Below are 11,251 nucleotides of genomic sequence, written 5' to 3' on the forward strand. Positions count from 1 at the left end.
GTGTCCCTGTTGCAATACTGGCAGGGTGAACCCTGTCAGCCGCAGTCCGCTGCTGAAAGTTTTCAGGATGGTTGGGCCTGGATGGCCGCCTGGTCCGATGGTACCCGCTATCTGCAACTGACCTTTGATGTCGCCAGCGCCGATCTGCCGGACAAAGCCCAGCTGATCGATCACTGCAACGCTATCCTGCACACCCTGCCCAGCGCAAAACCCTTTATTGCCAACGCTAAGCCAACCGGGGTTATCCACGCCCGCACCAGTACTCCGATACTCTGTCGTGAGGCCGTCGGCGACAACTGGATCAGGGTTGGCGATGCCGCGATGGCGGTTGATCCTCTCTCAGGTAATGGAATTTTTCAGGCGCTCTCCAGCGCATTGCAGGCTCCCGCGGTGATTAATACCCTGCTGCAACAACCTCAGAACAGAGCCCTGGCGAAACAGTTTTATCAACAGCGGGTCGATCATCTGTTCCATCGCTTTGCCCGCATTGGACGTGACTTCTACGCCTCAGAAGAGCGCTGGTGGGATAACCCGTTCTGGGCCACCCGCCGCAACTGGCCGGATAGCGAACCCCTGCACCAGGAAACGGATCCTGACTCACTCCGGGTAGTCAGAATGCCGGTGGTCAGCAATGGACTGATTGAGGAACATGAGGTAGTGACCACCAATGATCAGCCGCTGGGGATCTGGCACCTTAATGGTATACCGATGGCACCGGTAGTACGGGCACTGCAGAGCAGAGAGCAGGGGACCAGTCCGCAATCCTGTCTTGAAACAGTGCTGGGGATGAGTCCCGACATCGCCGCCGGGCTGACCCGTTGGTTGCATCAGAATCGCTGGTTGAAGGTGGAACGCTAGAAACAAAAAGCTGATATTCGGGTCTTAAATTTGCTGCGCCATCTCTTCGCGCAGTTTATCCCGAATCTCCATCAGCATTTTGCCAAAGGCGTTGTTGCTGCGCATATCGTGGCCACTGTCCCAGAAGTAGTCGTACTGGGTGACATCGGCAATGTCGATCTCACCGGTATCCAGTAGCATTATGGATAGCCAGACTCTATTTCCAAAGATTAATAGTTAATACTGATACATGACAAGCGCTTACTAAAAGCGATACTTCGTTAAAAAGTCGGTGTCCATTTCTGTTAGCGTATTGGGGTAGGGTAGTAGGAGCTGCTTCCAGCAGCGAATCAGAGAGGAGGCCTGTGGGCTCAGGAGGAAGGCGATTGGTGGCAAATAGTTTCCTGTATAAGCCAATGATTATCGAGACGAGGCGTCGTTTGGCAGAGAAAGTTAAAAGAGCCGCAGACTCTGCAGCTCTTTTCGGGTGAACCCTTATCTGAATCAGATACTCATTAGCACCGACTTAACCTCGGTGTAGTGTTCAATGACATCGCTGCCCATCTCCCGGCCCAGGCCGGATTGTTTAAAGCCTCCGAATGGCAGGGCGGGGTCGAGGGCGGTATGGCAGTTGACCCAGACGGAGCCGGATTTGATGCGCGGAATCATGCGGTGTACCTGTGACAGGTTGTTTGACCAGATGCTGGCGCCGAGGCCGTACTGGCTGTCGTTGGCGATACGCACTGCTTCTTCAATATCATCAAACGGCATCGCTACCAGTACCGGCCCGAAGATCTCCTCCTGCACCACGCTGGAATTCTGATTGACATCCACCATCACCGTGGGTTTAACAAAGAAGCCCGGACCGGGCAGCGCAATACCACCGGTGGTAACAGTGGCGCCGTTGTTACGTCCCTGTTCGATGTAGTTACACACGCGGTTTTGCTGTTTGGCTGAGATCAGTGGCCCCATCTGAGCATTGGGATCGAGACCATGGCCCAGGGTCATTCCTTCAGCAATAGCGGAGATATCGGCGACCACATTATCGAAATGTTTTTTATGCACATAAAGGCGTGAACCGGCGCAACATACCTGTCCCTGGTTGAAGAAGATCGCGTTGGCGGCACCGGCTGCGGCGGTCTGCAGATCAGCATCTTCCAACACGATAGTGGGGGACTTACCACCCAGTTCCAGCGTCACCCGGGTCATACTGTCCATCGCGGCCTTGCCGATCAGTTTGCCTACCTCAGTGGAGCCGGTAAAGGTGAGTTTATCCACATCCGGATGATGGGAGAGGGCGGCACCCGCTTCAATACCGGTGCCGGTGACCACATTCAGGACTCCCGGTGGATAACCCGCTTCCAGTGCCAGCTGGCCCAGCATCAGTGCGGTCAGTGGGGTTTCATCGGCAGGTTTAAGAACAACTGTGCAACCGGTTGCCAGTGCCGGGCCCAGTTTCCAACAGGCCAATAGCAGGGGGAAGTTCCAGGCGACGATGGCGCCGACGACGCCCACCGCTTCCCGGCGGGTATAACCATGAAACTGGGCATCCGGCATAAACGGCACAGAGACATCGACACTGCGTCCCTCGATCTTAGTCGCGAAGCCGGCCATATAGCGCAGGAAATCGATTGCCAGGCGGATATCCACATGCTCTGCGATCACTACACTCTTACCATTATCCAGCGATTCAATCTCTGCCAGCAGCCGGGCATTCTTCTCTATCAGGTCGGCGAAGTTCCACAGTAGTTTTTGTCGATCAACTGGCTTGATTCGGCTCCAGTCTGACTCTTCGAAGGTTTTGCGGGCCATAGCGACCGCTTTATCAATCTCCGCTTTATTGCCGCTTGGGACCGCAGCGATCTGTTCGCCGTTTGCGGGATTGATGACCGGTAGCGTCCGTCCATCTTCAGCGTCCAGCCACTGATCACCAATCAGGAGTTTATGTTGCCGCTGAATAAAGTCCATCGCTTGTGCCGATGGTGAAAATTGAGATTCGCTCATATTCTGTAGACCTGTTTATAGTTGTATGCAGTTATAAGAGAGGCCTGGAAACTACTCAGGCAACCCACACTTAGTGATACGGTTATCGCAAGGGCTGTGCCAGAGTGCTTGAATAGTCTTAATTGATTGTTTTATATGAATAAATATGAGAATTCATATGGGGAATATGCGCTGCCTGATTGTTTTACTCTGAGACAGGGTGTTAAAAAATAAGTCAGTTGGCCGCTCTGTCTGCGTGCCATCAGATGGATGTTGGTGCCCGGTTAGCGTCCTGTCTTTGCCTGACTGTTACATTTTTGAACAGCGGTGTTGCGTTATTGAACAGTGACCGTCTTGATTATTTCTACAGGATTACCCTGATTTTTTATAATTCATTGAAAAATATACAGATATCTCTATTGGCACAGGCCGTGCTTTACATCCCTTCAGGTTAGAACTTTGGGTTGCGTTCAGCAGCTCAACTAAATAAACAACAAAGGAGTCTGGCCTTGATGAAGAAATTGAGATTACCCCGGTTATCGGGTGGGCTTCTGCTGGCAGGGTTTATCTTGCCAACAGGGGCCGTTCAAGCGGGTGATGCTGAAGCCATTATTCAGAATAAATGTGTGGCATGTCATACCCAGGAGAGCGCTAAGCCTCTGCAGATGAGCCGCATGAGTCACCAGCGTAAAACCCCAGAGGGCTGGCTGATGACGATCGCCCGGATGCAGGTGATGCATGGCCTGGAAGTCACCGACGATGAACGCCGTACACTGGTGAAGTACTTTGCTGATAAGCAGGGGCTGGCACCGGAAGAAACTGCAGGTTCCCGCTATGCCATGGAGCGTCGTCTGAACACCATGGAAAACTTTGACTCGCCAGAATTCACCGATATGTGTGCCCGTTGTCATTCCGGTGCCCGGGTGAAACTTCAGCGTCGGCCGGAATCGGAGTGGAAGCATCTGGTGAACTTCCATCTGGGACAGTGGCCCTCTCTGGAATATCAGGCGCTGGCGCGGGATCGTGATTGGATAGGTCTGGCTCTCAACGAGATGGTGCCTGCTTTGGCGAAAGAGTTGCCACTGCAATCAGCCAGCTGGGATAAATGGCAGAGCGCTAAGAAAATGCCTGCCAGCGGTAGCTGGAGCTTCAGTGCCCAGATGCCAGGAAAAGGTGATATTCGCGGCGTCATGACGGTCTCTGGAGGTAAAGATGATCAGTACAAGGTGAGTGTCGATGGTGAGTATGCCGATGGCTCTGCGCTGAAAGGCAGCGGTAGCGCTATCGTTTACACCGGTTATGAGTGGCGCGCCAATCTGACCATTGATGGGGTGAAAATGCGTCAGGTATTTGCCCTGTCGAAGGATGGCTCCGAACTGACCGGGCGTATGTTTGAAGCGGTACACGATGAAGCGGGGATGGACTTTACGGCGGTAAAAGCCGGCACTACGCCAACCCTGCTCGCTGTTCAGCCGGGCTATATCCGTGCAGGTAGTACCGGCGTGTTGACACTGGTCGGCACCGGGCTGGGTAAACAGATCTCCCTGGGCGATGGCATCCGGGTTGTCAGCGAACTCTACCGCGATGATAACAAAGTGGTTGTTCAGGCGACGGCTGAGAGTCAGGCGAAACCGGGCTCCCGCAATGTGGTTGCAGGTAAGGCCAATGGCGCCATGCTGACCGTCTATGATCAGATCGGCAGTGTTAAAGTGGTGCCCGATTTTTCGGTGGCTCGTGTCGGAGGAAATGGCGGTTCTACGCCGAAATATAATGGCCATTTCCAGGCGGAAGCATGGATGAATGGTGCGGATGGCAAGCCTGGCACTGAGGATGATATGCGCATCGGTTTTGTCCCGGCTAAATGGCATGTTGAGCCATTTGATGAGCAGGCGGCTGCCGACCGGGATACCCATTTTACTGGCCGCATGGATGAGAAAACCGGTGTATTTACTACCGCTGGATCAGGTCCAAACCCCGAGCGTCGCATGTCAACTAATAATGCCGGCAACCTGAAAGTGGTGGCCGAAGTTAAGGAGGATGCCGAGACTCTGAGTGCTGAAGGCCAGATGATTGTGACGGTGCAGCGCTGGAATAATCCACCCCTGCCATAAGCAGTTCCTGACTACTAATGAGCGATGTTGCTGGTCTCTGAGAGACGATTGCAGCATACCGAAAAAATAATAGTGAAGAGGGTCGTTCTATGGGCACCCAATTAAATCTGGTAGAGCAGAATCTGCATCTGGTGGCTGTCAGTTCACGGCAGATGCTGTTTCATATACCTTCAAGCAGTCTGTTTGAGCTGGATGGTCTGACTGCGCAGCTGATCGGGTTGTTACGGCAGCGGCCAGAGCAAACCGCAGAGCAACTGATTGGTGAACTGTCAGCACAGTATCCCACAGATCAGATTGCAGAAACGCTGCAGGAGCTGATCGCACTGGAACTGGTGAGTGATGGTTCGCCGTTAACGCCGGAAATTGCACTGAAGAAGATTACCGAGTTTCCCATCAATACCCTGGTATTGAATGTGAACACCGGTTGCAACCTTAGCTGCAGCTACTGTTACAAAGAGGATCTGGATAAACCCTCTGAAGGCAGGAAGATGCAGTTCGACACCGCGAAACAGTCGCTTGAGATGCTGATCGCTGAGTCACCCAATGAGACGCGTTATAACATCGTCTTCTTTGGCGGTGAGCCGCTGTCGAATTTCGGCCTGATAAAGGATGTCGTCAGTTACGCTGAACAGCGCTTCGCTGAGCTCGGTAAGCCGGTGGATTTTACCATGACCACCAACGCCACCCTGCTGACGGAAGCGATTGCTGACTGGCTGAATGAACACCGCTTCGGGCTCTCGGTGAGTATGGATGGTCCGAAGGCGATTCACGATAAGAACCGGATCACCGTCGGTGGGCAGGGCACTTATGATGTGGTCAGCCGCAAAGCGAAAATGCTGCTGTCCCGCTTTCGTGTGCGCCCGGTGGGTGCCCGGGTGACGCTGACCAGAGGGATTACCGATGTGCAGCGGATCTGGGACCATCTGTTCAATGAACTGGGCTTCGCCGAGGTTGGTTTTGCACCGGTTACCTCCGGTGATATCAGCCATTACAACCTCAGTGATGAGGAGCTGGCCGAGGTTTTCCATAATATGAAGCTGCTCGGTCAGCAGTATCTGGAGGCTGCGCTGCAGCACCGTAATATCGGTTTCTCCAATATGCATCAGCTGATCACCGACCTCCATGAGGGCAACAAGAAAGCACTGCCCTGTGGCGCCGGTGTGGGACTGCTGGCGGTGGATCATGAGGGTGGTTTGAACCTCTGTCACCGCTTTACCGGATCAGATCTGGAGACCTTTGGTGATGTACAGACCGGTATCGACAAAGAGCGTCTGGGCGGCTTTCTTGAGCAGCGTCTGGATCGTACCGATACCGGTTGTTCCAGTTGCCGTATCCGTAATCTCTGTTCCGGTGGTTGCTACCATGAAAGCTATGCCCGTTTTGAAGACCCGACTCAACCCGTTTATCACTACTGCGATCTGATGCGTGACTGGGTGGACTTCGGTATCGAAGTCTACAGCCGCATCATGGCCGGGAATCCGGCCTTTATCGACAGTTACATATCTCCCCGGAGGGCTCACTGATATGAAACATCTCAAGCCTGTTAATAATAAAGCACACACTCTGACTCAGGCCGTTGCCGATGATCAGGTAGAAGAAGTCGTGGCGATGCAGTCCATTGCCGGTTGCACCGCCACCACCGATCCCGGCTGGGAAATTGACGCCTTTGGTGGTGTCACCTCCCTGTGTCAGCCGATGGAGTCCGATCTGTATGGTTGTGCCGACCCCTGTTGGTGGCCAGCCCAGGTGCCGGATACCATGAATACCTATCCGGACTGGAATGAAAACGCCGCCAGCACGCTGGATAACTGGCGCAATCTGGGAACCGTGTTCCCGGCTGATAAAGACTAACCGAACAGGATGCTAACGATGAGAAAAAGAAATATGCTTCCTCGCAGCATGACTGTCATGCTGACGACCTTAACGCTGGGTGTAACCGCTTTAACCAGTGGTCTGGCGGTTGCCGCAAAGGGGCCTGCGCTGAAAGCTGGCAACGAATATATGGTGGTGGCTAACTATCCCAACCAGATGCACGTGCTGGATCTGCAAAGCGATACACTTTATAAAACCTGCGATATGCCGGGCCGTTTTGGTCCGGGAGCACTGCAGGTCGCGCCGGACAAGAAAACCGCCTATATCCTCAATAATGGTTATGAGGATATCTATGGTGTAGATATGGACACCTGCGAGGTAAAATTCCACGCGAAGATGGCGCAAAGTAAAAAAGAGCGGACGAAAACCATCTATGCCTTTGCCCTGAGTTATGACGGCAAAGAGTTATACGCAGTACAGAACCCAACCCTGATGGAGCGGGATCATTATGTGGTTCAGCCAACCCGCCTGGCGGTGTATAGCACCGACGGTGGGATGGATGCCAAATCGGTGCGGATCTTCCCCTCACCCCGCCTGGTGACGGCAATGCAGGTAGGTAAAGATGGTGGTCTGTATATGGCCGGTGCAGACATCTATAAAATGGATGTAAAAACCGGTGAATACGAGGTGGCCGTTCCCAGTCGTAACTGGAAACGTGAGCGCTATGTCCAGCCAGATGTACTGAACGTCTGGGCGGTGCAAACACCGACTAAAGACTTCACTATTCTGTATACCACGGCGCGCTTTCAGGAAGGCTCTGAAGACCTGGATACCGCCGACTGGCTGTATGGTTATTTCAATATCAATCTGGACACCGGGGCAACGGAAACCAGAGATTTCGGCCCGATCACCGAGCTGTATTTCACCGGCACCCGTTCACCGAAAGACCCCAACATTATGTATGGCGTGCTTAACCGACTGGCCAAATATGATATTGAGAAGCAGACGCTGCTGAAAGCGGCTGAGCTGGATCACTCCTACTACTGCGTGACAGTCAACCAGAGCGGCAGCAAAGTCTATCTGGCGGGTACCAACAATCATGTCGCTGTCTTCGATGGCGATAGCCTTGAACGGCTGAAAACCATCCAGTTGCCCGGTGGGGATATGTCCACCACCACCGCCCAGGCATTTGTTCGCTAACACTCCTTTTTAACGCTGAATACTCCCTCCGGGTAGCTTCAACTGAAGCTGCTCAGGGGGGACTTTGCCTGAATATCTGGCCGAAACAATAGACGGCTGATCAGCCGGGTCTGATAACGGGCAGACTATCTTTAATCGTTTTATGGAATCTGAATATGAAAAACAATAACAGTACATTCCTGAAGTTAAACGCACTGGTCGCTGTGTTGCTCACTGCATCAGCGGTGCAGGCCGCTCCGGTTTATGACCAGGATGGCAAGTCCCTTGAATTTAATGTCGAGGGTATGGCAGGTATTTTCTCTACCGATGAGAACTATAACGGTGTCGATGATGGCGGCAATCACTGGCAGGAAGGTTATCTCAAGGGGGACCTGGTGGGCCGCAAGGCGACTGGCAGCGGCTCCGTCTATGGCGGACTGGGTGTCATTGCGCTGGGCACCGGTGGTGACGGCGATGCGGGTGGTTATACATCCGGTGATGAAAGTGAGCTGAAAATAGAAAACGCGTTTGTCGGCTGGCAAAGCAGTAATGGTGTTTTCGATCTTTCAGTCGGTCGTCAGCAGTTCATGCTGGGGGATGGTTTTATTATTGCCGGTGATGCGATCAGTCTCGGTGATATGGGGATTCCGGGTGTCGATGTTGACCGTGGTGGTGCTTACTATCTGGCGGGACAGAAAAGCTTCGACAAGACCGCGATTCTGAAAGTCGATCCCGAAGGCCCGCTGCGGGGTGATCTGTTCTGGTTGCAGTCAGATAATCCTTATCATCAGGATACAGAGCTGGGCGGCGTTAACCTTGAATGGGTTGATGAGGCTAAAGGCACACTGGGACTGAGTTATCTATCGGTGCTGGATGTTGACCAGGGAGCCGGGTTTGGTATCTGGGATCAGCGTAAGGGGATGGATGTTGTCAGCCTGCGCGGGCAGGGCAGTATGGGGGTTGAAAACCTGTTTCTGTCATTTGAATATGTCAATGAGAGTGGCGGTGATACAGCCGTCAACAATGATGCGAATGCCTGGTATGTCGAAGGCGGCTGGACGTTTACCGGTCTGCCATGGTCACCAACCCTCAACTATCGTCATGCTAAGTTCTCCGGAGATGATGCATCGACCACCGATAACGAAGCCTTTGATCCCCTGTTTTTCGGCTTTACCCGTGGTTTTGGCACCTGGTTCCAGGGGGAGGTGGCATCAAACTATGCGGGCCCTGCCAACAGTGGTAACAGGGTGGATCGTGTCGAGTTGATGCTGCAACCGAGGGAAGATCTGACGGTTGGTCTGCAGTACTGGGACTTTGGTAAAGAGGCTGATGCAGCTGACACCGCCGGTAACGAAGTGGACCTCTATGCGCTCTGGTCGATCAACGATAACTTCATCTTCAGCCCGATGGTGGGTTACTACACTCCGGATGGCAGCAGTGTGATCGCCAATCAGGCCAATGATAATAGCAATCTCTACCTGCAGGCGGTGCTGATGTACTTTTACTAATTAAAAATCTTTACTAATCAACACCGTTGAACTGATGTCATTGTAAGGGAGGCCCTGCCCCTTCAGCCGCGATAAAAAGGTAGTTTCACTGTTACCTTCATGTCGCTTTCCACGGCCCGGTTTCCGGCGCCGTGGCTTTTTGCTGTTGAAACAGGTGGTTAATCAATGCCGATAAAAAAGTCACAGGCTGATCAGTGGAACACTATTTGATTGCTATAGTTACACAGATACGGTAAAAAAATTGATAGCCTGTATTGGAGTTGTTCAATTAAGCAGTAGCGAGTAATCAGTACTATGAAGAAGTCGACAGATTCCGTGTTACCTACCGACCCCCTTCATTCGGTGAAGGTCGCCCGTAATCGGCTTGTTCAGGAAGGCGAAGTTCCCAGTGGCGTGTTACGCAGCGAGATTGAAGATTCCTGGCAGCGAAGTGTCAATGCCGGTCTTAACTGTGAAGCACCGCTTGATCTGGAAAATCTCTCCAGAGACAGGATTGACACCCTGCAAGAGAAAAACAGGGGGCTGATCGAAGCGGCCCATCCTGAAATTAAACAGCTGGTTGACTATTTTAGTTCCGATGGCGGACTGGTGATGCTGACTGATGAGTCGGCAACGATTCTGAAGATCAAGGGGGAAACCCGGCATCTGGATTCTGCCACCCGCTATGCACTTGCACCGGGGGCTAACTGGGGCGAAGAGTTACGCGGCACCAATGGTCCGGGCACCGCTATTGTTAACCGTTCCCCCCTGATGATCCGGGGTAATGAGCACTTTCTCGACTCCATCGGTTATCTCTCCTGCTGTTCTGCGCCGATTACCGACCCGAAAGGTGAGTTGCTGGGGGTGCTGGATCTGACCTCACCCACTGATAATCGTGATCTTCCGCCCAATCTCAGTCTGGTGCAGCAGGCGGTGCGTTCTATCGAGAATCGCATGTTCAGCGGCCAGTTTCAGCAGCATATTGTGCTCAGTGTTCATAGCCGTCCGGAGTATCTGCGCTCCTCATGGCAGGGGATGTTGGCACTGGAGCTGGATGGCCATATTCAGGCGGCCAATGAACAGATCTGCCAACTGCTGAACCGTAAGCGGGAACAGCTGGTGGGGCGTAATCTTGAAGAGCTGTTTGGAGTGCGTCCTGAAGTACTGCTGACCGATCTGCACCGTAAAGGACGGGGGCAGTTACGAACCCGCGGCGGTGATTTCTACTGTGAACTGCTGCACTTTCCCAATAGCTTTCCGACAGCTTATAAAGCTCCGCTCAAATCAAATCGCAGTAAGCCCGCTCCGGCTCCTTTGAATGCGCCTCCTCTGCAAGAACTGGCGGGACAGGATCCCCGCTTACAGAAAGGTGTGCGGATGGGCAGCCGGGCATTGTCCCACGAGCTGCCGGTGCTGATTCAGGGGGAGACCGGTACCGGTAAAGAGGTGATGGCTAAATCACTGCATCTCGATAGTCGGCGCAACAGCGGGCCGTTTGTCGCGGTGAATTGTGCGTCGATACCTGAAGGACTGATCGAATCGGAACTGTTTGGCTATCGGGAAGGAGCCTTCACTGGTTCCCGCAAAGGCGGGATGATCGGGCGGCTGGAACAGGCGCAGGGAGGGACACTGTTTCTTGATGAGATCGGCGATATGCCGCTGGCATTGCAGGCCCGGTTGCTGCGGGTATTGCAGGAACGCACCATTGCGCCCCTGGGAGGCGGAGATGAGATTGCGCTGGATATCGCGGTGATCTGTGCCTCTCATCGGGATCTGAAAGCGTTGGTGGCTGAAGGTCTGTTCCGTGAAGATCTGTACTATCGCCTCAACGGTGTCTGTCTG

9 protein-coding genes are annotated in these 11,251 nt (G+C 53.2%); 7 read left to right on the top strand and 2 right to left on the bottom strand.

Features of this window, described 5'->3' with window-relative positions:
• A partial coding sequence (gene qhpG / locus ACQY8X_RS19680) for a flavin-dependent monooxygenase QhpG (RefSeq protein ID WP_428036838.1) occupies positions 1–858 on the top strand: 858 nt, incomplete at its 5' end.
• A gap of 24 nt (positions 859–882) precedes the next feature.
• On the opposite strand, the gene ACQY8X_RS19685 is transcribed toward qhpG, so the two are convergent.
• Both ACQY8X_RS19685 and ACQY8X_RS19690 read right to left on the bottom strand, forming a co-directional pair.
• Positions 883–1,038: a hypothetical protein gene (locus ACQY8X_RS19685; RefSeq protein WP_428036839.1), complete on the bottom strand. Its 156-nt coding sequence runs from the start codon at positions 1,036–1,038 to the stop codon at positions 883–885.
• 303 nt (positions 1,039–1,341) lie between these two features.
• Positions 1,342–2,841 carry an aldehyde dehydrogenase family protein gene (locus ACQY8X_RS19690; RefSeq protein ID WP_428036840.1) on the bottom strand — a complete coding sequence of 500 codons (1,500 nt, stop codon included), beginning with the start codon at positions 2,839–2,841 and terminating at the stop codon, positions 1,342–1,344.
• 491 nt (positions 2,842–3,332) lie between these two features.
• On the opposite strand from ACQY8X_RS19690, the gene peaA reads away from it, so the two are divergent.
• The 6 genes from peaA to ACQY8X_RS19720 all read left to right on the top strand — a co-directional run.
• Positions 3,333–4,931, top strand: coding sequence for a quinohemoprotein amine dehydrogenase subunit alpha (gene peaA, locus ACQY8X_RS19695; protein WP_428036841.1), 1,599 nt, complete (start codon positions 3,333–3,335; stop codon positions 4,929–4,931).
• Between the two features lie 89 nt (positions 4,932–5,020).
• Positions 5,021–6,454: a quinohemoprotein amine dehydrogenase maturation protein gene (peaB, locus tag ACQY8X_RS19700; protein WP_428036842.1), complete on the top strand. Its 1,434-nt coding sequence runs from the start codon at positions 5,021–5,023 to the stop codon at positions 6,452–6,454.
• 1 nt (position 6,455) lies between these two features.
• Positions 6,456–6,782 (top strand): quinohemoprotein amine dehydrogenase subunit gamma, encoded by a 327-nt coding sequence (gene qhpC / locus ACQY8X_RS19705; RefSeq protein WP_428036843.1) that lies wholly within the window; start codon positions 6,456–6,458, stop codon positions 6,780–6,782.
• 18 nt (positions 6,783–6,800) lie between these two features.
• Positions 6,801–7,943, top strand: coding sequence for a quinohemoprotein amine dehydrogenase subunit beta (gene peaD, locus ACQY8X_RS19710; RefSeq protein WP_428036844.1), 1,143 nt, complete (start codon positions 6,801–6,803; stop codon positions 7,941–7,943).
• A 155-nt stretch (positions 7,944–8,098) separates the two neighbouring features.
• Positions 8,099–9,430, top strand: a complete 1,332-nt coding sequence (locus ACQY8X_RS19715) for an alginate export family protein (RefSeq protein WP_428036845.1) — start codon at positions 8,099–8,101, stop codon at positions 9,428–9,430.
• Positions 9,431–9,724: 294 nt separating this feature from the next.
• On the top strand, positions 9,725–11,251 hold a 1,527-nt coding region (locus tag ACQY8X_RS19720; protein WP_428036846.1), incomplete at its 3' end, for a sigma-54-dependent Fis family transcriptional regulator.

Origin of the sequence: Amphritea sp. (genome assembly GCF_050300915.1) — a bacterium.
Classification (GTDB): Bacteria; Pseudomonadota; Gammaproteobacteria; order Pseudomonadales; family Balneatricaceae; genus Amphritea.

Excerpts from the sequence above, each read along its gene's own strand:
- ACQY8X_RS19685 (WP_428036839.1), bottom strand. The coding sequence starts at position 1,038 with ATGCTACTGGATACCGGTGAGATCGACATTGCCGATGTCACCCAGTAC.
- ACQY8X_RS19690 (WP_428036840.1), bottom strand. The coding sequence starts at position 2,841 with ATGAGCGAATCTCAATTTTCACCATCGGCACAAGCGATGGACTTTATT.
- peaA (WP_428036841.1), top strand. The coding sequence starts at position 3,333 with ATGAAGAAATTGAGATTACCCCGGTTATCGGGTGGGCTTCTGCTGGCA.
- peaB (WP_428036842.1), top strand. The coding sequence starts at position 5,021 with ATGGGCACCCAATTAAATCTGGTAGAGCAGAATCTGCATCTGGTGGCT.
- qhpC (WP_428036843.1), top strand. The coding sequence starts at position 6,456 with ATGAAACATCTCAAGCCTGTTAATAATAAAGCACACACTCTGACTCAG.
- peaD (WP_428036844.1), top strand. The coding sequence starts at position 6,801 with ATGAGAAAAAGAAATATGCTTCCTCGCAGCATGACTGTCATGCTGACG.
- ACQY8X_RS19715 (WP_428036845.1), top strand. The coding sequence starts at position 8,099 with ATGAAAAACAATAACAGTACATTCCTGAAGTTAAACGCACTGGTCGCT.